The following is a 21,575-nucleotide window of genomic DNA, read 5'->3' as shown; positions in this document are numbered from 1 at the left end:
CCGGGAGCGACAGGGGCCGAACGGCCCCTCTCTCCCCGGGCGGTACGCGCCGGTCCGGTCGCACGCCCGTGCCGGCGTACCCTGCCCGCCGGGCCCTGAGCGGCGAAGTGTCCGCGCCGGACGGTACGGTGAACGCGCTCCTGGCACTCCGGGTCGGGTGCCGGAGGCCGGGTGCCGAGTGTCGGAGGGCTCATGGGTGGGGACGACGGTGGCGCGGGCAGGATTCCCCGCCTGCGGCTCGATGAGCTGCTCGATGAGCTCCAGTCCCGGATCGACGAGGCGCGCGGCAGCCGAGACCGGCTCAACGGGCTGCTGGAGGCCGTCCTGTCGGTCGGCCGGGAACTCGATCTGCCCCAGGTGCTGCACGGCATCGTGGAGGCCGCTGTCGTCCTGGTGGACGCCGGGTACGGCGCTCTCGGAGTCATCGGGGACGGGCAGCGGCTCGACCGCTTTCTGACCGTCGGCGTCGACGGCGCCGCCCGGACCCGGATCGGCGACCCGCCCTGCGGACACGGTCTGCTCGGCGAGCTGATCCGGCATCCCGAACCGCTGCGGCTGGCCGAACTCTCCGCGCACCCCTCGTCGTCCGGTCTCCCGCCGCACCATCCGCCGATGAGCTCCTTCCTCGGGGTGCCGATCCGGGTGCGCGACGAAGTGTTCGGCAATCTGTATATGACGGAGAAACGGGGCGCGGCCGAGTTCGACGCCGAGGACGAGGCGGTGCTGTCCACCCTGGCCGTCGCGGCCGGGATCGCCATCGACAACGCCCGGCTCTTCGAGACGGTACGCCTCAGGGAACGCTGGCTGACGGCCAGCGCCGACTTCACCAGCGCGCTGCTCTCCGGGGCCTCCGAGATCCAGGTCCTGGAGATGATGACGGACCGGGCCCGCCGGATCACCTCCACCGAACTGGGCGTGGTCTATCTGGCCGGGCGGGACGGCGAGCTGCGCGAGGCTCTGGCGCTCGGGGAGGGTTCCGAGGCGCACCAGGGCGCGGCGCCGCTCGCCGCGGGCGCCCTCGCGGCAGCCGCGCTGGCGGAGGGCGGCCTGGTCACCTCGCCGGATGTGGCAGGCGATGAGCGGGTGACCTCCGGTGCGGCCCGCTGGCGGGGCTTCGGGCCCGCCGTCGCGGTGCCGGTCGGTCAGAAGGGCCGGGTTCGCGGGGTGCTGATGCTCGCCCGCCGCTCCGGACGGCCCCCGTTCACCGACGCGGAGACCGCCCCGCTCTCCGGTTTCGCCGGGCAGGCCGCGCTCGCTCTGGAGCTGGAGGACCGGCGGCGGGACGCCGAGCAGATGGCGCTGCTGGCGGACCGGGACCGGATCGCCCGCGATCTGCACGATCTGGCGATCCAGCGGCTGTTCGCGACCGGGATGACGCTGCAGAGCGCACGGCGGTTCGTCGAACACCCGGAGGCCACCGAGCGGCTGGTACGGGCGATCGACGACCTCGACGACACCATCAAGATCATCCGGTCGACCGTCTTCGGCCTCCGGGAACGCGAGACCTCCGCGTCCGCGCCCGGCCTCCGGGTCCGTACCGTCCGCGCCCTGGAGGAGGCGGCCCGCACCCTCGGCTTCGCCCCCGGGCTGCGGATGGAGGGGCTGATCGACACCGATGTGCCCCGCCCGATCGCCGAGGAGGTCGTCGCGGTGCTGGGGGAGGCCCTCAGCAATGTGGCCCGCCACGCGGAGGCGTCGAAGGCGGAGGTGTCGCTGGCGGTGCGCGCGGGGGCGCTGACGGTCGCGGTCGCCGACGACGGGGTGGGCATCGACGAGAGCGCGGGCGGCAGACGGAGCGGACTGCGGAATCTCGCGGAACGGGCCGAGCGGCTCGGCGGGACGATGACGGTGACGACGAGGCGGACGACGAAGCGGACGACGGGCGGCGGAACCCGCCTGGAGTGGCGGGTTCCGCTGACGGCTCCGGCTGCGCACGGCTGATGGGTGACGGGCTTCTGAGCGCGGCTGACGGCTGACCGCTCCTGAGCGCGGCTGACGGCTGACCGCTCCTGAGCGCGGCTGACGGCTGACCGCTCCTGAGCCCGGCTGATGGGTGACCGCTCCTGAGCCCGGCTGACGGGTGACCGCACCTGAGCCCGGCTGACGGGTGACCGGCCTCGGAACCCAGCGACGGCGGGTGTCGCCCGCGCCGCGGCTCACGGCGTACACCGTGCGCCGCCGCCACGCTCGGCGCATGCCGCCCGGCGGCGGGCGTCAGCCGGTGAGGATCGCCGGGTCGCTCACCCCCGGCCTGCCGTTCTCCACATGCCCGGCGAAGCGCCGCAGGAATCTGCTGTCGGCGCTGGAGACCACCGTCAGGTCGTACCAGCGCCGGCGCCCCGTGAGCTCCACGGTGTGCCGCACCTGCGCCCCCGGACGGACGGGGAACGTCCGCTTCTTGCCGCCGTAGGCGTTGGCGAGGGTCAGCCGGCAGACCGAGTCGCCGTCGTTCGTCATGGTCAGCTCGACGCCCCTGCGGGCGATATGGCGGGCCGTCACCTCGGCCCCCGGCGAGGTGTTCTGCCCCCGGAAGCTTCTCAGGAACCCGTTGGGGCCGTAGACGGTGAGGTCGTAGACGCCCTGGGAGTGCACCGAGTTCCAGCTGTCGGAGATCCGGTTCCCGGCGGCCGTGGTGTAGGTCCACGGCCCGTCGGTCCGGTTGGCCGAGGTGACCAGGAAGCAGGCGCCGGCCTGCGCGCCGCCGCTGAAGGTCAGGGCGAAGTGCCCGGTGTCCGGGGAGGAGACCCCGTCGACCAGCGGCGCGTACGGCAGCGGCCGGGCCGGCCGGGAGCCCTTCTCCTGCCGGGGCATCGCGGGGTTCACGGGCGGCTTCGGCACATAGCTGGGGTGACGCTTGTCGTCCGGCGGCTCATAGGCGTCGGTACCGGGCAGCCCGGCCGGCCGGTTCTTCCGCAGCTCGAAGTCGAACGCCGAGGTCAGATCGCCGCAGACCGCGCGCCGCCAGGGCGAGATACCGGGCTCCACGACCCCGAAGCGGGCCTCCATGAAGCGGATGAGCGAGGTGTGGTCGAAGGTCTCGGAGCAGACATAGCCGCCCGTGCTCCAGGGCGAGACGACGAGCATGGGCACCCGCTGGCCCAGACCGTAGGGGCCGGCCGAGTACTTTCCGTTGCCCTTGAAGTGATCGAGCGAGCTGTCCACGCCCGAGAGCCCCTGCGCCGGGGAGGCCGGGGGATAGGGCGGGGGGACATGGTCGAAGTAGCCGTCGTTCTCGTCGTAGGTGATGAACAGCGCGGTCCTGGCCCAGACCTCGGGGTTGGAGGTGAGCGCGTCCAGCACCCGCGAGATGTACCAGGCTCCGTAGTTGGTCGGCCAGTTCGGGTGCTCGGAGAACGCCTCGGGCGCGGTGATCCAGGAGATCTGGGGCAGGCTGTCCGCCGTGACGTCGGCCCTGAGACGGTCGAAGTAGCCGTCGCCGTTCTTCACGTCGGTGCCGGTGCGGGCCTTGTCGTACAGCGGGTCGCCGGGCCTGGCGTTGCGGTACCGGTTGAAGTAGAGCAGCGAGTTGTCGCCGTAGTTGCCGCGGTAGGCGTCCTGGATCCAGCCCCAGCGGCCCGCGGCGTCCAGTCCGTCGCCGACGTCCTGGTAGATCCTCCAGGAGATCCCGGCCCGCTCCAGCCGCTCGGGGTAGGTCGTCCAGTCGTAACCGACCTCCTCGTTGCCGAGCACCGGCCCGCCGCCCTGACCGTCGTTGCCGGTGTGGCCCGTCCACATGTAGTAGCGGTTGGGGTCGGTGGCGCCGATGAAGGAGCAGTGGTACGCGTCGCACACCGTGAAGGCGTCGGCGAGCGCGTAGTGGAAGGGGATGTCCGTACGCGTCAGATACGCCATCGTCCCCGCCGACTTGGCCGGGATCCACCGGTCGTATCTGCCGTTGTTCCACGCCTGGTGACCGTCGTGCCAGTAGTGGTCGAGCCCGGCGATGAACTGCATGCCGAGATTCCCGGCGTCCGGGTGGAAGGGCAGTACGTCCTTCCCGCCGTCCGGCTGGTGCCATACCGGCCGCCCTGAGCCGAGGACGAACGGTCGGGGGTCGCCGAAGCCGCGTACGCCCTTCAGCGCGCCGAAGTAGTGATCGAAGGAACGGTTCTCCTGCATCAGGACGACGATGTGCTCCACGTCCTTGAAGGTGCCGTGGCGGCGCTTGGCCGGGATGGCGGCGGCACGGTCGATGCTGCCGGAGAGCGCCGTGAAACCCGCGGTCGCGCCGGCGATCCGGAGAAACCGGCGGCGGTTGAGTTCAGACATGAAGAGGGGACCTCGTGGAGTGAGACACGCAAGCGGAGGCGGACGCTGATGGAGTGTCCATGAGGAGCGAAAGGCCCGGAAGGGGCCGCGTGGTGTCGGCCCCGTGAAAGGGCGCGATACGTACGGCGAACAGCCGTGTGCGGCCGTCGGGCACAGGCGCGCTTCCCAGGCTCCTCGTGACCCGCCGCGCTTCCCGGGCTCCTCCGCACGCCAGGGCCGGGCGGACGGGTTACGGCCGGTCAGCCCGGCCCGCCCGGCTCCCACGCCGGCCAGCCCGCCCGCCCGGCTCCCAGGCCGTCAGCCCGGCCCGGCCCCCGTCCAGTCGAGCAGCCGCTCCGCGCTCCAGGTGTTGATCACGCGCTCGGGCGGCACCCCGGCGCGCTCCGCGCGGTCGCAGCCGGTGATCTGCCAGTCGAGCTGCCCCGGCGCATGCGCGTCGGTGTCGACCGCGAAGTACGTTCCGGCGCCGACCGCGAGCGCCAGCAGCCGCATCGGCGGATCCAGCCGCTCCGGTCTGCTGTTGATCTCCACGGCGGTGCCGTGCGCCGCGCAGGCGCCGAAGACCTCCGCCGCGTCGAACCGCGACTCCGGGCGGGTGCCGCCCGTCCCCGGCCGCCCCCGCGACCGCTCCCGGCCGATGAGCAGCCGGCCCGTGCAGTGACCCAGCACATCCACCAGGGGATTGCGCACGGCCGTGATCAGCCGACGGGTCATCTTCGCGGACTCCATCCGCAGCTCGGAGTGGACCGACGCGACCACGACGTCCAGCCGGTCCAGCAGCTCCGGCTCCTGGTCGAGCGACCCGTCCGGCAGGATGTCGCACTCGATGCCCGTCAGCATCCGGAACGGAGCCCACCGCTCATTGAGCTCCGCCACTGCCGCCAACTGCTCGCGCAGCCGCTCGGCCGTCAGGCCGTTCGCGACCGTCAGCCGGGGCGAGTGATCGGTGAGCACGGCCCACTCATGCCCCAGCCCGATCGCGGCCCGGCCCATCGCCTCGATCGGACTGCCCCCGTCCGACCAGTCCGAATGCAGATGACAGTCGCCGCGCAGCAGCGCCCGCAGCCCGTCGCCGCCCTCGGCCAGGGGCACCGCCGCAGCCTCCTCCAGCCGCCGCAGATAGCCCGGCACCTCCCCGGCCAGCGCCTCCCGCACCACCGCGGCGGTCTTCGGGCCGATGCCCCTGACCCGCTCCAACGAACCGGCGGCAGCGCGCTCGGCGACCTCCTCGCCCGGCATCGCCGCCAGCGTCGCCGACGCGGTACGGAACGCGCGTACCCGATAGGTCTCCGCGCGTGAGCGCTCCAGCAGAAACGCCACCCGGTCCAGCGCCTCCACGGGGTCCATGACGGCTCCTTCGCCCGCTACGGCCTCCGGACCGCGGGTCCGGAGCCTTCCCGCCCACTCTCCCGCGCGGCCTGGGCGACGGCACCCGGGAACCGCGCCGCCGCCGGGCGTTCCGCCGGGAAGCGACCGCAGGAGATCGGCCTTACCCTGATGCTGCTGGAGGACCGGACCCGAGCCTGGAGGACCGGACCCGAGTCCTCGTGAACGAGTCAGGACCGGAGCCGGGCGAACCCGCGCGGCGCCCCGGGGCCGCCCGGTCCGCTGCTCCCGAGGCCCTGACCCTGGAAGCACACGGGTGACGGCATTGCCCGAGACGCGAAAGCCCGCCCGGGCGACGGTGCCCGAGCTCATCAGGCGCGGCCGGCGCGAACCCGCCGTCGTCCAGACCCTGCGCGCCACGGCCGCGGCGACCATCGCCTATGCCGTCGCCCTCTGGCTGAGCAGCGAACCCGCCCCGCTCACCGCGCCCCTGACGGCGCTGCTCGTGGTCCAGGTGACCCTGTACTCCACCCTCACCACCGGCATCCGCCGGGTGAACTCCGTGGTCGCGGGCGTCCTCATCGCCAGCGCGTTCAGCGTTCTGGTCGGACTGTCCTGGTGGAGCCTCGGGCTGATCATCCTGGCCTCGCTGATGGTGGGGTACGCGGTACGGGTCGGCGAGTTCGTCCCCGAGGTGGCCATCAGCGCCATGCTCGTCCTCGGCGTCACCCGGGTGGCGGACACCGCGTGGGACAGAGTGCTGGAGACGCTCATCGGCGCGGTGGTGGGCCTGCTCTTCAATGTGCTGCTGCCGCCCGTATGGGTGGGCAGCGCGGGGGAGTCCATCGGGGATCTGTCACGGCGGATGCGGCTGCTGCTGCTCAGCATGGGCGAGGAGCTGACCGGCCCCACCCCGGTCGAGACCGCGGCGGCCCGGCTGCACGAGGCCCGCCGCCTCGACAATGACATCGCCGAGGTCGACGCCGCCCTCCGGCAGGCCGAGGACAGTCTCAGGCTCAACCCGAGGGTGAGAGAAGGGCTGCTGAACCGGGTGGTGCTCCGTACCGGACTGGACACCCTGGAGATCTGCGCGGTGGTGCTGCGCGTGATGGCCCGCACCATGACCGATCTGGCCAAGGACCGAGGTGACCAGGAGCTCTTCCCGAGCGAGGCGGGGCGAGCGCTCGAAGAGCTGCTCTCCCATGTCGCCGACGCTCTGGTCAGCTTCTCCGTGCTGGTGACCAGCCAGGTCAGCGCCAGCGCCCAGGCGGCGGAGCAGCGGCTCGCCGAGGGCCTCCGGTCCGCCCTCGCCTGCCGTGAGCGGTCGGCGGGGCTGCTCCTCGACGCCGTACGGCGAAACCCGCGGAACTGGCAGCTGCACGGCGCGCTGCTCGCGGAGGTCGACCGGATCCTCGACGAGCTCGACCCGGAGCACCGGTCCCGGCGGCTGATGGAGGAGCTGGACCGCAGCGCCCGCGAACAGCGCGAGAGGCATCCGAGGCTGGCCGCACTCCGCCAGTGGGCCGGCGGCGGAAGAAACGGCGGCACCGGGGCGCGCTGACCGTCACCGACCTGCCTGAACAGCACATTCAGCTCGTGTCGCGCTGCTGCGGGGGCGCCGCGGCTCCCGTAGCCGCCCCGGCTCGCTCGCGGGTCAGACCTGCTGGGGCGAGCCGGTCAGCTCCCAGGTGATGGGGCCCTGGGTGTCGCCTTCGAGGTCGTAGACGACCGTCGAGTCGGTGGACCACCACAGGATGGTGTCCACCGGGTTGTCCACCGGTATGGCGTGGCAGTTCAGGCTGGTGCTGTGGGCCCAGTCCGCGTTGAGGTTGGCGGTGAAGTCACAGGTTCTGGTGGACTGCACGGTGTCCGCGCCGGTGGCGCTGGGGCGGCTCTCCAGACGGGTGGTCACCTTGAAGGAGGTGAAGCGCTTGCTCCGGTCGATGACCTGGTCCACCAGGATCTGCCAGTTGACGGCGCTCCGGCCGGAGACCCAGGCCGGGGCTTGCGCCAGGTCGTGCAACTTTACGCAGGTGTCGACGTGCACCCATGTGTCGGGCTTGTCTCCGGGCAGGTCCATCACACGGTCGTTCTGGGTGCACTGCTCCGGCCCCGCAGCGGCCTTGGCAGGTGCGGCAGCCGCCGGAGCCGCCGAGGACGGAGCCGCGAAGGCGATTCCACCACTCAGAAGAGCCAGCGTGGCGGCGGCTGCGGAGAGCTTTCGGGGACTGGTATTCGAAAAGCGCATGGAATCTCCTGAGAAAAGTGGTGAATCGCCGGATGATCTTCTTCCGGCGAGCGACCGGCATTCCGGGGCAGCCCCCTGATCGCTCCTTGAATGATCACGAGTAGACACTCCGGACCGTCTCCACATCAAGGGCGTGGCCAGGAGATACGCGTAATCACCGCGTCCGGCCGGGGCGTGCCTCTCTCGCGCGATGATCACTCCGCGATAACGCGCGAGGGATCTCGATGAGTTGACTCTCACCGAAATCAAAACCGCCGATCTATCCGCTTTTCCCTTTTTCTTCGGGGGTGATCCGGTCAAATTCAGAAGAGTGGGCGGTATTTCGCGCCAGACATGTTTGGCGCACCGCGCCATGGCTTCCCTATGGCACCACCCGACAGAGCGCTACTGGGCCGCCCGCTCGTGCAGCAGCAGGAGCAGATAGGCGGCCAGGGTGGAGTCGTCGCGGATGGCGCCCTCGCGGACCATCCGTTCGAACTCCGCGCGCGGGAACCAGCGGTGGCGCATGTCCTGCTCCTCGTGCTCGCGCCGGGGTACGCCCGTCCGCAGGTCGGTGGCGAGGAAGACGGTCGCCTCCTGCCCGCTGGCGCCGTGCCAGGCGCTGAGCGTGCCGAGCGCGGTCCACGACCGGGCGCTCAGCCCCGTCTCCTCGGACAGCTCGGCGCGGCCCAGTTCCTCGGCGGTGCCGGTGCGGCCCTGGGGGAAGCAGCCCTGCGGGAACTCCCAGCGGCGCGCGCCGATCGGGTACCGGTACTGGTCGACCAGGTGGAATCCGTCGCGCTCGGCGGCGATCACCACGGCGTAGTCGGGCCGGTCGACCACCGAGTAGATGCCCCGGGTGCCGTCCGGGCGCTCCACCACGTCCTCGCGCAACGACAGCCACGGGTTGCGGTACACCTCGCGGGAGGAGACCGTCCGGATGGTCCCGGGCTGGGGCTTCGCGGGCTCTGCCATCGCCGTACCACCGTTCCTCGCTCGCCGGTCGTCGCCGTCCACGGTATGGGCGCCGCGAACGGTCACCCACTCCTCCCGTGCTCTCTTCCCAACTGCGGCAAGGGAGAAGATGCCGTGCGCGGGCGCGGTGAGGACGATCGGCGTGGCCCCCGAACCGACCTGACCGTCCGGTGAGTTCTCCTCCCGGGCAGCGGCCTGAGAGGAACAGTCATGACCGCCTGGCATGAAACGCAGCGCTTCCAGCGCAAACTCCGCCGGTTCGCCGCCGAGGCCGATCCCGCGCACCACGCCGCCCACAGCGAGCTGTTCCGCCGCTACGCGGAGTACACGCTGATCCCCGAGGAGATCTTCTGCGACAACCTCGCTCTGATGCGGCAGCGGCTGCGAGACCTGGACGGCACGGTGGTGGAGTGCGGCACCTGGAAGGGCGGCATGGCCGCGGCGATGCTTCAGGTCGGCGGTCCGGAGCGCAGCTACCACTTCTACGACTCGTTCGCGGGCCTTCCCCAGGCCACGCCCACGGACGGCGAGGACGCGATGTCCTGGCAGGCGGATACCGAGCACCCTTGGTACTACGACAATCTGCGGACCGATGCCGACAGCTTCCGCAAGCTGATCGCCTCGTTCCCGGGTGACCGCGTGCACATTCACGAAGGCTGGTTCTCCGACACCGTGCCGCATTACGACGGCGGGCCGATCGCGGTGCTGCGGCTCGACGGCGACTGGTACGACTCGACGATGGTCTGCCTGGAGCATCTGTACCGGCATGTGCAGGCCGACGGGATCATCATCCTGGACGACTACGACGCGTGGGACGGCTGCAGCCGCGCCGTCCACGACTTCCTGTCCCGGACCGGGTCGACGGCCCGCATCCGCCGTTTCGGCCCGACCGGTGTCGCGCTGATCCACAAGGTGGACGACTGACTCTCCCGGCCGTGGGCCGGCCCCGCCCCGGCACGACGGACTCCGCCGTACCGGGGCAGTGGTGCGTCCGGGCTCAGTCGGGCACCGATCCGCAGGTCATATTGGTGATCGTGCCGGTCATCGCCGCGGCCCGGTCCGAGGCGAGAAAGGCCATGACGGCCGTCATCTCGTCCAGGGTGGGCGTCCGGCGCAGCATGGTCTTGTCCGCCAGCATCTGGGCGTGGCCACCGGGGTCGAGGCCCTCGGTGGCCTCCAGTGGCGAGTCGAAGACGTTGGTGTGCCAGTCCTCCGCCCAGGACTCGGGGAGTCCTTCGGAGCGCAGGCCGACGACCCGCACCCCATGGGACCCGATCTCGGCGGCCAGGCTGCGGGTGAGGGTCTCGATGCCCGCCTCCGCGACCGTGGTGCCGCCCATCAGCGGCCCGACCATCTTGGCGGGGGGCGAGGTGAAGGTCAGGATGACGCCGGACTCCTGCTTGACCATGTGCCGGGCCGCCGCCCGCATGGTGTGGAAGTTGGCCGTCATCGCTATCTGGATGGGGCGGGAGAACTCCGCGGCCTCGATCTCCAGGAGGGGGACGCCGTGCACATCCCCGTGGTCGATGAGGTTGACGGAGACGTCGACGCTGCCGGCCCGGGAGACGACGTCCTGGAGATGCTCGTCCACCGCCTGTTCGTCGAGTACGTCGACCAGGGCCGTCTCGGCGGACCCGCCGGACTCCCGGATGCCGCCCGCCACCGCGGCGAGCGTCTCCTGGGTACGACCGGCGAGATGAACGTGCGCGCCCTCCCGGGCGAAGGCGCGGGCCACCGCCCGGCCGATCGCACCGCCCCCTCCGTAAACGACCGCGTTCTTGTTCTGAAGCAACATATGTACCTCCAACACCCGCGTCGGCAAGGTCATCACGACGCTAGCGGGGCCCTGGAGATCGAGAAATACGGAATACCGTCAACCTTTTCATGCATTCGGCCCGGTCGAGAAGGAAATCCGCCTCGACCGGCGATGGCGCGGCCGTGGTTTCCGGCTTTCCCACAGGGCCGGAGGCGTCTAAGCCGCCCCCTCCTGGAGCAGTCCGGCGCGCAGCCTGTCCAGGATGCGGGTCAGCAGCCGCGACACCTGCATCTGGGAGACGCCCATCCGGGCTCCGATCTCCGCCTGGGTCAGCTCGGCCCCGAAGCGCAGGGAGAGGACGAGCCGGTCCCGTTCGTCCAGTTCCGAGATGAGCGGTCCGAGCGACGCCAGACACTCCACCAGCTCGTATGCCTCCTCCTCGGCCCCGAGGCGGTGGGTGAGCGTGCCCGGACCGTCCTCGTCGGCGGCGGGAGCGTCCAGCGACCGGGCCGTGTAGCCGCTCGCCGCCCGCTCGCCCTCGGCCGCGTCCTTCTCGCTGATCCCGAGCCGCTCCGCCAGTTCCGCCGTGGAGGGGTGACGACCGAGCTCCTGCTCCAGCGCGTCGGTCGCCCTGGCCAGCGCGATTCTCAGCTCCTGGAGTCGGCGGGGGACCCGGACGGCCCAGCCGGTGTCCCGGAAGAAGCGTTTCATCTCGCCCGCGATCGTCGGCATGGCGAAGGACGCGAAATCCACCCCCCGGGCCGGGTCGAAGCGGTTGATGGCCTTGATCAGACCGATCGTCCCGACCTGGACGACGTCCTCATCGGACTCGGCCCGGCCGCGGAAGCGCCTCGCGGCGAACCGCACCAGGCTGAGATTCAGCTCCACCAGGGTGTTGCGGACGTACGCGTACTCCGCGGTGCCCTCCTCCAGGGCCGCGAGCCGGCGGAAGAGCGAGACCGACAGCTGCCGGGCGTCCACGGTGCTCGCCCGGGAGGGCCCGGCGGCGCCGGCGGGCTCCTCGCCCCCGGGCGCCGCGGGCCGCGCCGTCCGCGCGGAGGGGGTCGGCGGAGCACAGGTCCGCAGGGGCGGTGCGGGGATGAGCGGTGGGACGGGGCCGGTGCTGGACATGTCGCTCCCTCGGCGAAAGAACAGGGCCCGCGCGGCCCGAGAGCCGCAGGCCCGTCGTCCCGGCGTCCTTCCGGAAAGATGCCCGCTTCCCGTGGCATTGACGCATTTTTCACAGGACCGGATCGTGTGACCGGGGCGCGGCCGGCGCCATGACCAGGGGCCGTACGGATCGCCGGAACCGCGGTCCGGTCGGTGACGGCCGCTTCTGAGGGGGTGTCGGCCGAGCGTTGTGTGGAACGGATCGTTCGCTGATCGGTTCGGCGGATTCGCGATCGAATGCACGACGTAAGTCGATCGGTTTCGGCGTGGGCGCTCCGCGCGGCTCTGCGGGAGACGTTCCACACGGCTCAGCGGGCGATGAGGGTGAAGAGCGCGCCGTCCGGGTCGGAGACGGCGACCTCCTCCAGGCCCTGCCGGGTCGTGTGCCGTCCCAGGATCGTGCCGCCGCTGTCCTGCGCCGCCCGCGCCGTCGCGTCCACATCGGCGACCGGGAAGTGCACATCCCAGCGCGGACGGGCCATGGGATCGGGCGCCGCGCCCTGCGCCCCGGAGCTGAGCCGGGCCAGCACATGCCCATTGCTGAGGAGCACGACCTCGTCGTTCTCGTAGCTGACGTCGCAGCATCCGGGCCGCTCGGTCGCCCAGTCCAGGACCTCACCGTAGAAGATCGCCGCGTCGAAGGCGTTGCGGGTGCGCAGCAGCAGCCACGCGGGAGCGTTCTTGTGCCCCGACTGCCAGTCCGGGATCAGCGCGCCCTCCCAGATCCCGAAGACCGCGCCGTCCCGGTCGGCGGCGAGCGCGCCCCGCCCCAGCGAGAAGGCGAGCGGACCCACCGCGACGGTGCCGCTGCGCTCCCGGATCCGCGCCGCCGCCACATCCGCGTCCGCGATGGCGAAATACGGCGTCCAGGCGACGGCCACCTGAAGGGTGCGGGCCAGCGCCCCGATCCCGGCGACCGGCGCGCCGTCCAGCATGGCGACGCTGAATCCGTCGCCGAGTCTTCCCGCGCGGAACTCCCATCCCAGAACAGCGCCGTAGAACTGCTGCGACTCCGTGAGATCGCGGGCCATGAGGCTGACCCAGCACGGAGCGCCCACCATCTCGGCGCTCGATGTCATACCCGGCACCGTGGCCGGTTCGGTCTTCTCGTTCATGGCACTCATGTCCTGAGATGTACGCGGTGTCCACGGCACGCCCGCAGCGGGCCGGGGCGGGCGAAGGGCCGCCGGGCTCCGGTTCCCCATCCTGCCCCCACCCTCGCCTCCCCGCGAGTCGCGGCCCGCCGGGCGTGCCGGGGCACAGCCGCCGGTGCGGGGCACGGCCGAGTTGCACGGGTCCCTCCGAAGGGGCCGGATGGTGCGGAGTCCGTGGGTACCCGCAGGGGCGGAAGCGGCACCGGAGAGACCGGAAGCGAACGGCAGCGGAATCCGGGCCCCGGCGGCCCCCGGCAGCACAGGGGCGGCAGCGCCGGACCACCGGACGGAAGGAGTACGGCAGCCATGACGGAGTCCGAGCACCAGCGCAGGGGCATCGAGCCCGCCAGCCTCGGCGAGCAGGAGCTGATCAAGGAACTGGAGAACATCCACCGCAGCAGGCACGACACCCTGCTGCACGGCTCGCCCGCCGCACTCGCCGCGCACACCACCCGGATGGCGGAGCTGGAGGAGGAGTATTTGCGCCGCCATCCGGACCGTCCCGTCTCGGCGGGCCGGACCCGCGCGGGAGCGCGCGCCCGGCCCCAGCCGAAGCCGCGCGGCCGGTGATCCGGTGATCCGGTGGCCGCGTGGGCGGTCGCCGCGATGGTCTGCTGGTTCGTCCTCTGCTGGTTCGTCCTGCCGGTCCGGATACGTATCCGGCGCACCGGACGGCATGGATCCACCCCCGCCCGGCCGGGGGTCCCTCCGCTGAGCGGCGCGGAGCCGCGGAACGCGACGACGGCGCTCCGTCACGGCCCCGTGCTCACGCCTCCGTGCTCACGCCTCCGCGCCGGAGGAAGGCTCGTCGGCGGGCCGGTCCAGGGCGTAGACCGTCACCGGGCAGCCTTGGAGCAGGTCCTCACGGCTGGGGGAGAACCCGAGCCGTTCGGCGACACGCACCGACGCCACGTTGCCGTGGCGGATCATGGCGGTGACACGGTCCACGTCCAGGGTCGCGAACCCCCAGGCGGCGCAGGCGCGCGCCGCCTCGGTGGCGTAACCGCGTCCCCAGGACCCGGCCTTGAGGGTCCAGCCGAGCTCGACCTCGTCGAACGACTCCCAGTAGTGCAGTCCGCACCGGCCGATGAACTCCCCGCTGGAACGCAGCTCGACCGCGCACAGCCCATGCCCCCGCTCCGCCCACTGCCGCTCGACGGCCAGCAGCCGCTCCCGGGCCCGCCCGGCGGAGTAGGAGCCGACGAAGCGGTTCACCCGTTCGTCCGCGTGGAGCTCGACGAACGCGTCCAGGTCGCCGACCGTCAGGGGTCGTAGCACAAGCCGCTCAGTCTCGATCATCCGTCCGATGCTAGATCAGTCGCCCCGGCTCCTCACCCGCGATCCGCCACCTGACCGGATGATCTCCCGGCCGGCGCGGGCGGACATTCCGCTTCGGGGGGGCACAACCGCCCGCCGCGGGCTCCCGGCCGGTCCATGATCGGACACCCGCTGTCCGTCCCGGTGTCGCCCCGCCCTCTGGTGCGTCCGGGCGGGCGCCGGGATGCTGTCCGCCGACAGCGCTTGCCATCCGCTCAACCGGCCTCGACCCAGGAGACGTTGTGGGCTCAGGAAGACGCTCGGCCAGATCCCCGGGAAGACCAGGCAGAACACGGCGGGCCGTCGTGCTGATCGCGACCGTCTCGGCGCTCACGGCGGGAGCCGCCGTCCCGGCCGCCGCCGACCCCGACGCGGACCCCCGCCCCGCGAACGCCGCCGAGGTGCTGCGCCCCGTCGCACCGCCCCCGGCGAGCGGCGCTCCCGCCGGCGCCTCGTACGACACAGGCTCGTACCGCACAGGCTCGTACCGCACAGGCTCGTACGGCACAGGCTCGTACGACACAGACCCGGACCGGTCCGCGAACGGCTCCCCGTCCACGGCGCTCGGCGTCGTGGACGGCGACGGCATCGAGACCGCGCGCGCCTCCCGCCCCGTCGCCCCCGGCATCCGGCTCACCTCCTACGACCGGCTCGAATCCGATAAATGGCTACGTGTCGACGCACTCTCCGTGGATCTCGACGGCAAGGGGGTGAAGGCCGACTACCTCTCCACCGGCAAGGTCGCCGAACGCGACACCGTCACCGGCCTCGCCGCCCGCCACGACCCCGGACCGGGCCGCCGTACCGTCGCCGCCGTCAACGCGGACTTCTTCGACATCAACCAGACCGGCGCGCCCCAGGGCCCCGGCATCAGAGACGGCGAAGTCACCCACTCGCCCGCGCCGGGCTCCCACCGCGCCGTCGGCATCGGGCCCGAGGGCGCGGGCCGGGTGCTCCAGATCTACTTCGAGGGAACCCTGACCCTGCCGTCCGGCACCCAGCCCCTCGCCGCGTACAACGCGGCCAACGTCCCCGCCGGGAGCATCGGCGCCTACACCTCCGCCTGGGGCGCCGCCGACCGCGCCCTCACCGTCGACGCCGCCGCCCCCGTCGCCGAAGCGCTCGTACGCGACGGACGGATCGTCTCCGTCGCCTCCCGGCCGGGCTCCGGGCCGATCGCCCCCGGCGCCACCGTGCTGGTGGGACGGGAGGCCGGCGCCGAACGGCTGGCCGCGCTGCGGCCCGGGGACCCGGTGACGATGGAGTACCGGCCGCGTACCGACAGCGGACCCGTACCCCGTACGGCGGTCGGCGGACGCGAACTCCTCGTCGTGGACGGAGTGCCGCGCGACCACGACGGAGGGAGCAACAACACCGCGGCCCCCCGCACCGCCGTCGGCTTCTCCCAGGACGGCCGCACCATGCAGATCGTCACCGTCGACGGACGGCAGGCCGACAGCGGCGGCGTCACCCTCACCGAACTCGCGCTGATGATGCGGCGGGCCGGCGCGTACAACGCCCTCAACCTCGACGGCGGCGGCTCCTCCACGCTCATCGCCCGCGAGCCGGGCGCCGACGCCCTCCAGGTGGAGAACAGCCCATCGGACGGCAGCGAGCGCACCGTGCCCAACGGGCTCGCGCTCACCGCGCCGGACGGCAGCGGAGAACTGCGCGGCTACCGGGTCGCCACCCGCACCCCGGCCCGGACCGCCGCCACCGCCGACCCGGTCCAGGGCGGTCACCCCGAGCGCGTCTTCCCCGGACTGACCCGGCCGCTCACCGCCGTCGGATACGACGAGACCTACGGCCCCGCCGACGGCACGCCGCGCTGGCGGTCGCTGCGGCCGGCCACCGGCCGGGTCGACGACCGGGGAGTCTTCCGGGCCCGTCACAGCGGCGCCGCCGCCGTACGCGCCGAACGGGGCCCGGCCCGGGGCTCCATCGCGCTGACCGTCCTCGGCGACCTCGCCCGTATCGAACCCACCACCCGCCGGGTCGGCCTCGCGGACGGGCGGGCCACCGGCTCCTTCGGCGTCATCGGCTTCGACGCCCAGGGCGGCAGCGCACCCGTCGAACCCGCCGATGTACGCCTCGACTACGACCGGGCCCTCTTCGACGTACACGACGACGGGGCCGGCGCCTTCACCGTCGCCTCCCGTACCGGCGGCGGCGCGGGAGTGATCACGGCGACCGTCCAGGGGGTGACGACCTCGCTCGCCGTGAGCGTCGGGCTGACCGAAGCCCGGGTCGCGGACTTCGACGACGCCGCCTCCTGGACGTTCAGCCAGGCGCGCGCGACCGGCGCGGTCGCCGCGACCCCCGCCGGGCAGAGCGGCGCCGGGCTGGAGCTCTCGTACGACTTCACCCGGTCGACCGCCACCCGGGCCGCCTACGCCAACCCGCCGCGCCCCATCCCGGTGGCGGGGCAGCCGCAGTCCGTCGCCCTCTGGATCGACGGCGACGGGAAGGGCGCGTGGCCGACCCTCCATCTCAAGGACGCTGCGGGCTCCGACCAGCTGCTGCGCGGCCCGTACATCACCTGGACCGGCTGGCGGCAGGTGACGTTCACCGTGCCGCAGACAGCCGCCACACCGCTCTCGGTGCACCGCTTCTATCTCGCCGAGACGGCGGCGGCCCGGCAGTACACCGGCCGGATCGTGATCGACGGGCTGACGGCGAAGCTGCCGCCCGCCGTCGATCTGCCCGCCCGGCCGCGTACCGCCGACCCGCTGATCGGCCCGGCGGCGGACGCCGAACGCAGGGACTGGCGGTTCGCGGTGATGTCGGACGCCCAGTTCGTCGCCCGGGAACCCGACAGCGCCATCGTGCGGCAGGCGCGGCGGACCCTGCGCGAGATCAGGGCCGCCCGGCCCGAGTTCCTCATCGTCAACGGCGATCTGGTCGACGAGGGCTCACCGGTGGATCTGGCCTTCGCCCGGCGGGTGCTCACCGAGGAGCTCGGCGACGCGGTGCCCTGGTACTACGTGCCCGGCAACCACGAGGTCATGGGCGGCGGGATCGACGACTTCATCGCCGAATTCGGTCCGGCCCACCGGGTGTTCGACCACCGCGACACGCGCTTCATCACCCTGGACACCTCCCGGCTGACCCTGCGCGGCGGCGGCTACGCCCAGATCAAGGCCCTGCGGGAGCAGCTGGACGCGGCGGCGGAGGATCCCGGCGTCGGCTCGGTGCTGCTGGTCCAGCATGTGCCGCCGCGCGACCCGACCCCGCAGCAGGGCAGCAGGCTCGGCGACCGCAAGGAGGCGGCGCTGATCGAACGGTGGCTCGCGGAGTTCCGCCGTACGACCGGCAAGGGCGCGGCGCTCATCGGCAGCCACGTCGGGGTCTTCCACGCCGAGCGGGTGGACGGGGTGCCGTATCTGATCAACGGCAACTCCGGCAAGGCCCCGGCGGGCCCGGCGGACGAGGGCGGCTTCACCGGCTGGTCGCTGGTCGGAGTGGACCGGGTGGGCCGCGCGGAGCGGCTCGCGGCCCGGCTGCGGCCCTGGGAGGCCCGCCCCGACTGGCTCACGGTCCAGACCCGCGCCCACGTCGACGCGCTCACGCTCCAGGCTCCGGAACAGCTGGAGCCGGGGAGCACCGGGGAGGTCCGGGCGACGGTCGCCCAAGGGACACGGAGGGTTCCGGCCGCCTTCCCCCTCAGCGCCGACTGGACGGGCTCACCCACCCTGCACATCGGCCCGCCGGACCGCGCCCGCCCCCGTCATACGGCGGCCTTCGACCCGGCGACGGGCCGCCTCACGGCGCTGCGCCCGGGACCGGTGACGCTGGCGGTGACGGTGAACGGGGTGACGGAACGCGCCGTGATCCTCGTTCCGGCGCTCGCGCGAGCGACCCTGGGGTCCCCCGGTCCGGCCCGAGCGGCTTGAGGGCCCCTGCCTCCGCCGGGACCGCGCCCCGCCGTGCGAGAAGCGGCGTCACCCGGCAGCCTTGGTCGTGAACGGCGCGGAGGAGGTGGTCAGCTTGACCGGGCCGCGTGCCTCCCGGCCGCCGGAGCCGGCCCCCGGCACCGGCGGCGAGGGCCCACGGCCGCCCGCCGGCCCGCCGCCGGGTGAAGCGGGCCCCGGGGCTTCTGGGCCATCGGACGGGGGCTCCCGGGCTCCGGGCGGCCTGGGCGAGGGATTTCGGGCCCCGGACGAATCGGATGCCCGGGTTCCGGGTCTTCCGGTTCATCCAGGCGAGGGTTTTCGGGCCCCGGACAGGGGGGCTGGCCAGGCCCCCGGCGTCCCGGGCGAGAGCTCCCAGGCCCCGGACGCGGCGGATCCCCCGCCTCCCGCGCTCCGGGGCCAGGCCCCCCGGACCCGGGGCGGGGACGGCCTCAGGCGCTCCGGGGGCGGCGGCGTGACCGCCCCGGGCGGGAGCGTCTCCGGAGGGAGCACCTCCGGCGGGAGCGCCCCGGGCGGGAGCATCTCCGGCGGGAGCGCCCCGGGCGGGAGCATCTCCGGCGGGAGCGCCTCCGCTCCCGATGAGCCCCCGCCCCTGCTGTCGCTCGCGCTCGCCGGGCTCATGGACGATCTCGGCGCCCACTCCGGAGCCCTCTATCTGCTCACCCGGGGCGAGGGCGGCGACGTCCTCGACATGGCGGCCAAGGGCGGACTGCCCCGGGACTTCTCCGCGCCCTGGGAGCGCGTCCCCCTCGCCTCGCCCCTCCCCGTCGCCGACGCCGTGCGCGAACAGCGGGTGATCTGGGTCCCCGGCGAGGAGGAGATGGCCCGCCGGTACCCGCGTATCGCGGTCGCCCTGCCCTACCCGTACTGCCTCGCCGCCGCACCCATCGCCGCCTCCGGCACCCCCTACGGAGCCGTCTACGTCACCTGGCCCGCCTCCCACCCGCCCGAGCTCACCGACACCGAACGCGGCCTGCTCACCACCGCCTGCGACCGGCTGGCACTCCGGCTCCAGCACGCCGCCGAGCACGGCCGCCCCGTCGTCTCCGAGTACGACCGGCACGGCTCCCCGGCCACCGCCGACGCCGGCGCGATCGAGGCCGTGCGGGCCCTCTCCCGGATCCCGGACGGCATCTGCGGACTCGATGTGAACGGACGCGTCGCCCACGCCAACTCCGCCGCGGGCGAACTGCTCGGCATCTCCGTCGCCCGGCTGACCGGCCGCCCGCTGTGGACCGCCCTGCCCTGGCTCGACGACCCCGTCTACGAGGACCGCTACCGCGCGGCGATGCTGAGCCAGCGCCCGACCTCCTTCACGGCGCTGCGCCCGCCCGGCCAGTGGCTCACCTTCCAGCTGTACCCCGGCCGCACCGGCATCAGCGTCCACATCACCCCGGCCCCCGCGGCCGTGGGCGGCGCCCCGGCGAAAGCGCCGTCCCAGCAGCCGCAGCAGCCGCCTCAGCAGCAACCCCAGCGGCCGTCCCGGCTGGTCACCATCGCCCATATCGCCAATCTGGCCATCGCCCTCACCGAGGCCGTGGGAGTCTCCGATGTGATCGATCTGGTCGCGGACGAGATCATGCCCTCCCTGGGTGGCAGCTCCCTGGTGATACTCGCCTCCGAGAACGGACGGCTTCGGGTGCTGGGGCAGCGCGGCTACCGCGAAGCCCGGATCGTGGAGCGGTTCGACGGCGTACCGCTCACCGCCCAGATCCCCGGCGCGCAGTCCCTGGTCACCGGAGTGCCGTCGTTCTTCGAGTCACGCGATCAGCTGGAGCGCGTCTACCCCGAGCGGCTGGAGACCCCCGACGGCATGGCGGCCTGGGCCTATCTCCCGCTCATCGCCTCCGGACGCCCGGTCGGCACCTGTGTGCTCGGCTTCGCCGAGGAGCACCGGTTCTCCACCGATGAGCGGGCCGTCCTCACCGGGCTCGGCGGGCTGATCGCGCAGGCCCTGGAGCGGGCCAGGCTCTACGACACCAAACACCGTCTCGCCCACGGCCTCCAGTCCGCCCTGCTGCCGCACTCCCTGCCCGTGCTCGACGGGCTGGAGGTCGCCGTGCGCTATCTGCCCGGCACCGAGGGCATGGACATCGGCGGCGACTTCTACGACCTCGTCGTCAGCGGGCGGACCGCGGCGGCCGTCATCGGCGACGTCCAGGGCCACAATGTGACCGCAGCCGCGCTGATGGGCCAGGTCCGTACGGCCGTACGCGCCTACACGGCGGTCGGCCAGCCGCCCGGCCGGGTCCTGGAGTCCACCAACCGGCTGCTGATCGATCTCGACGCCGAGCTGCTGGCCTCCAGCGTCTATCTCCGGCTGGACCTGGACGCCCGGCTGGCCCGGGTGGCCCGCGCCGGGCATCCGCAGCCGCTGCTGCGCGACCCGGACGGCGAGGTCCGCGCCCTTGAGCTGGCGGGCGGGCCGCTGCTCGGCGTGGACCCGGCGGCGGAGTACCCCGTCACGGAGGTGGCGATGGAACCCGGCTCCGTGCTCGCCCTCTACACCGACGGGCTGATCGAGACGCCCGGCACCGACATCGACGACGGGCTCCGCGCCCTGGCCCGACGGTTCGCCACGGCCCCCGAAGGACCGCTGGAAGCCGTCGCGGACGCGCTGGTCACCGGGCCCGGCGACGATATGCCGCCGCGCAGCGACGACACCGCGCTGCTGCTGCTCCGCCCGACCCGGTAGGTGCTACCGGGACTAATCGCGGTGCATCAGGCTTCAGCTTGGTGGTGAAGCGATTCTGAGCACTGCTGTGACCGGCAGGCTGGAGCGGACGGTTCTGCTGCTCGATGTACTGGCGGGCGATCGACAGCGGAGCCCCGCCCGCCGACCAGGCGAAGTATGAGCCGGACCACGGGCGCTGTGCCCGCCGGTAGTGCCGGACCAGTTCCGGGTATTCCTGGCGGAGCCTGCGCGAGCTGACGCTCTTGAGCGGGTTGACCAGCTTGGACAGGGCTGCCTTCGGCGGGAAGTTCACGAGCGGATGAACGTGGTCGTTCCCGCCGTTGAACTCCACCAGCTCGCACTCGACGTCTTCGCACACGGCCTGCGTGATCTCCTCCATGCGTGTGGAGGGTGAAAGCGCAGTGTCGACCCGTACGAATGTCCTGATACCTGGTCATAAACCCACCGTAGTACGGTGATCGGTGTGCAGCTCCGGTACAGCTTCCGCCTGTACCCGAACGGGCCGCAGCGCGGTGCGCTGGCCAGGGCGTTCGGGTGTGCGCGGGTGGTCTACAACGATGCGCTGCGCGCTCGTGAGGCCGCCCGCAGTGCGGGCTTGCCGTTCCCGAAGACCGGGGACCTGTCGAAGCTGCTGATCACCAAGGCGAAGAAGACCGAGGCCCGCGCATGGCTCGGCGAAGTGTCCGCTGTGGTGCTGCAGCAATCCCTGCGGGACCTGGACACCGCGTACCGGAACTTCTTCGACGGTCTCAAGGGCAGGCGCCCGCGCATGGGT

The 21,575-nt window shown here is 72.6% G+C and carries 15 protein-coding genes and 1 pseudogene; 7 read left to right on the top strand and 9 right to left on the bottom strand.

Annotation, left to right across the window (positions count from 1 at the left end):
- Positions 1 to 192: 192 nt before the first annotated feature.
- Positions 193 to 1,941, top strand: coding sequence for a sensor histidine kinase (locus FF041_RS27200; protein ID WP_153525292.1), 1,749 nt, complete (start codon positions 193 to 195; stop codon positions 1,939 to 1,941).
- Positions 1,942 to 2,214: 273 nt separating this feature from the next.
- Here FF041_RS27200 and FF041_RS27195 read toward each other — a convergent pair whose 3' ends face one another.
- A complete protein-coding gene (locus FF041_RS27195) occupies positions 2,215 to 4,269 on the bottom strand; it encodes a phosphocholine-specific phospholipase C (RefSeq protein WP_153525291.1) in 2,055 nt (684 codons plus the stop codon).
- Between the two features lie 297 nt (positions 4,270 to 4,566).
- Positions 4,567 to 5,616, bottom strand: a complete 1,050-nt coding sequence (locus FF041_RS27190) for a PHP domain-containing protein (protein WP_153525290.1) — start codon at positions 5,614 to 5,616, stop codon at positions 4,567 to 4,569.
- Between the two features lie 304 nt (positions 5,617 to 5,920).
- On the opposite strand from FF041_RS27190, the gene FF041_RS27185 reads away from it, so the two are divergent.
- Complete coding sequence (locus tag FF041_RS27185) at positions 5,921 to 7,156, top strand: FUSC family protein (RefSeq protein WP_153525289.1); 1,236 nt, start codon at positions 5,921 to 5,923, stop codon at positions 7,154 to 7,156.
- A 93-nt stretch (positions 7,157 to 7,249) separates the two neighbouring features.
- On the opposite strand, the gene FF041_RS27180 is transcribed toward FF041_RS27185, so the two are convergent.
- Both FF041_RS27180 and FF041_RS27175 read right to left on the bottom strand, forming a co-directional pair.
- On the bottom strand, positions 7,250 to 7,843 hold the full coding sequence (locus FF041_RS27180; RefSeq protein ID WP_153525288.1) for a hypothetical protein: 594 nt from the start codon (positions 7,841 to 7,843) through the stop codon (positions 7,250 to 7,252).
- Positions 7,844 to 8,227: 384 nt separating this feature from the next.
- Complete coding sequence (locus FF041_RS27175; protein ID WP_153525287.1) at positions 8,228 to 8,797, bottom strand: NUDIX domain-containing protein; 570 nt, start codon at positions 8,795 to 8,797, stop codon at positions 8,228 to 8,230.
- A gap of 210 nt (positions 8,798 to 9,007) precedes the next feature.
- Here FF041_RS27175 and FF041_RS27170 point away from each other — a divergent pair, with 210 nt between their 5' ends.
- Positions 9,008 to 9,721, top strand: coding sequence for a TylF/MycF/NovP-related O-methyltransferase (locus FF041_RS27170; RefSeq protein WP_153525286.1), 714 nt, complete (start codon positions 9,008 to 9,010; stop codon positions 9,719 to 9,721).
- 73 nt (positions 9,722 to 9,794) lie between these two features.
- Here the strand turns inward: FF041_RS27170 and FF041_RS27165 are convergent, their stop codons facing one another.
- From FF041_RS27165 to FF041_RS27155, 3 genes are all read right to left on the bottom strand, one after another.
- The gene (locus FF041_RS27165; protein WP_153525285.1) at positions 9,795 to 10,592 is read right to left on the bottom strand and encodes an SDR family NAD(P)-dependent oxidoreductase; all 798 of its coding nucleotides are present in this window, start codon (positions 10,590 to 10,592) and stop codon (positions 9,795 to 9,797) included.
- A 177-nt stretch (positions 10,593 to 10,769) separates the two neighbouring features.
- On the bottom strand, positions 10,770 to 11,684 hold the full coding sequence (locus FF041_RS27160; protein ID WP_153525284.1) for a SigB/SigF/SigG family RNA polymerase sigma factor: 915 nt from the start codon (positions 11,682 to 11,684) through the stop codon (positions 10,770 to 10,772).
- Positions 11,685 to 12,031: 347 nt separating this feature from the next.
- Complete coding sequence (locus tag FF041_RS27155; protein WP_153525337.1) at positions 12,032 to 12,838, bottom strand: VOC family protein; 807 nt, start codon at positions 12,836 to 12,838, stop codon at positions 12,032 to 12,034.
- Positions 12,839 to 13,183: 345 nt separating this feature from the next.
- On the opposite strand from FF041_RS27155, the gene FF041_RS27150 reads away from it, so the two are divergent.
- Positions 13,184 to 13,447, top strand: coding sequence for a DUF6158 family protein (locus FF041_RS27150; protein WP_153486199.1), 264 nt, complete (start codon positions 13,184 to 13,186; stop codon positions 13,445 to 13,447).
- A 210-nt stretch (positions 13,448 to 13,657) separates the two neighbouring features.
- Here FF041_RS27150 and FF041_RS27145 read toward each other — a convergent pair whose 3' ends face one another.
- On the bottom strand, positions 13,658 to 14,176 hold the full coding sequence (locus tag FF041_RS27145; RefSeq protein ID WP_153525283.1) for a GNAT family N-acetyltransferase: 519 nt from the start codon (positions 14,174 to 14,176) through the stop codon (positions 13,658 to 13,660).
- 323 nt (positions 14,177 to 14,499) lie between these two features.
- On the opposite strand from FF041_RS27145, the gene FF041_RS27140 reads away from it, so the two are divergent.
- The gene (locus FF041_RS27140) at positions 14,500 to 18,087 is read left to right on the top strand and encodes a phosphodiester glycosidase family protein (protein WP_407698201.1); all 3,588 of its coding nucleotides are present in this window, start codon (positions 14,500 to 14,502) and stop codon (positions 18,085 to 18,087) included.
- A gap of 568 nt (positions 18,088 to 18,655) precedes the next feature.
- Positions 18,656 to 20,800 carry a SpoIIE family protein phosphatase gene (locus tag FF041_RS27135; protein WP_323392874.1) on the top strand — a complete coding sequence of 715 codons (2,145 nt, stop codon included), beginning with the start codon at positions 18,656 to 18,658 and terminating at the stop codon, positions 20,798 to 20,800.
- A gap of 85 nt (positions 20,801 to 20,885) precedes the next feature.
- Here the strand turns inward: FF041_RS27135 and tnpA are convergent.
- Positions 20,886 to 21,237: pseudogene (gene tnpA, locus FF041_RS27130) on the bottom strand (IS200/IS605 family transposase); the annotation flags it as partial.
- A gap of 26 nt (positions 21,238 to 21,263) precedes the next feature.
- Between tnpA and FF041_RS39440 the strand changes: the two are divergent.
- A partial coding sequence (locus tag FF041_RS39440; protein ID WP_323392872.1) for a transposase occupies positions 21,264 to 21,575 on the top strand: 312 nt, incomplete at its 3' end.

The sequence above is a fragment of the Streptomyces jumonjinensis genome (genome assembly GCF_009600885.1).
Classification (GTDB): domain Bacteria; phylum Actinomycetota; class Actinomycetes; order Streptomycetales; family Streptomycetaceae; genus Streptomyces; species Streptomyces jumonjinensis.
The sequence above is the reverse complement of the archived record's forward strand: the minus strand, read 5'-3'. Positions and strand labels throughout refer to the sequence as shown.

Excerpts from the sequence above, each read along its gene's own strand:
- FF041_RS27150 (WP_153486199.1), top strand. The coding sequence starts at position 13,184 with ATGACGGAGTCCGAGCACCAGCGCAGGGGCATCGAGCCCGCCAGCCTC.
- FF041_RS27175 (WP_153525287.1), bottom strand. The coding sequence starts at position 8,797 with ATGGCAGAGCCCGCGAAGCCCCAGCCCGGGACCATCCGGACGGTCTCC.
- FF041_RS27165 (WP_153525285.1), bottom strand. The coding sequence starts at position 10,592 with ATGTTGCTTCAGAACAAGAACGCGGTCGTTTACGGAGGGGGCGGTGCG.
- FF041_RS27170 (WP_153525286.1), top strand. The coding sequence starts at position 9,008 with ATGACCGCCTGGCATGAAACGCAGCGCTTCCAGCGCAAACTCCGCCGG.
- FF041_RS27160 (WP_153525284.1), bottom strand. The coding sequence starts at position 11,684 with ATGTCCAGCACCGGCCCCGTCCCACCGCTCATCCCCGCACCGCCCCTG.
- FF041_RS27180 (WP_153525288.1), bottom strand. The coding sequence starts at position 7,843 with ATGCGCTTTTCGAATACCAGTCCCCGAAAGCTCTCCGCAGCCGCCGCC.
- FF041_RS27145 (WP_153525283.1), bottom strand. The coding sequence starts at position 14,176 with ATGATCGAGACTGAGCGGCTTGTGCTACGACCCCTGACGGTCGGCGAC.
- FF041_RS27200 (WP_153525292.1), top strand. The coding sequence starts at position 193 with ATGGGTGGGGACGACGGTGGCGCGGGCAGGATTCCCCGCCTGCGGCTC.
- FF041_RS27190 (WP_153525290.1), bottom strand. The coding sequence starts at position 5,616 with ATGGACCCCGTGGAGGCGCTGGACCGGGTGGCGTTTCTGCTGGAGCGC.
- FF041_RS27195 (WP_153525291.1), bottom strand. The coding sequence starts at position 4,269 with ATGTCTGAACTCAACCGCCGCCGGTTTCTCCGGATCGCCGGCGCGACC.
- FF041_RS27155 (WP_153525337.1), bottom strand. The coding sequence starts at position 12,838 with ATGAACGAGAAGACCGAACCGGCCACGGTGCCGGGTATGACATCGAGC.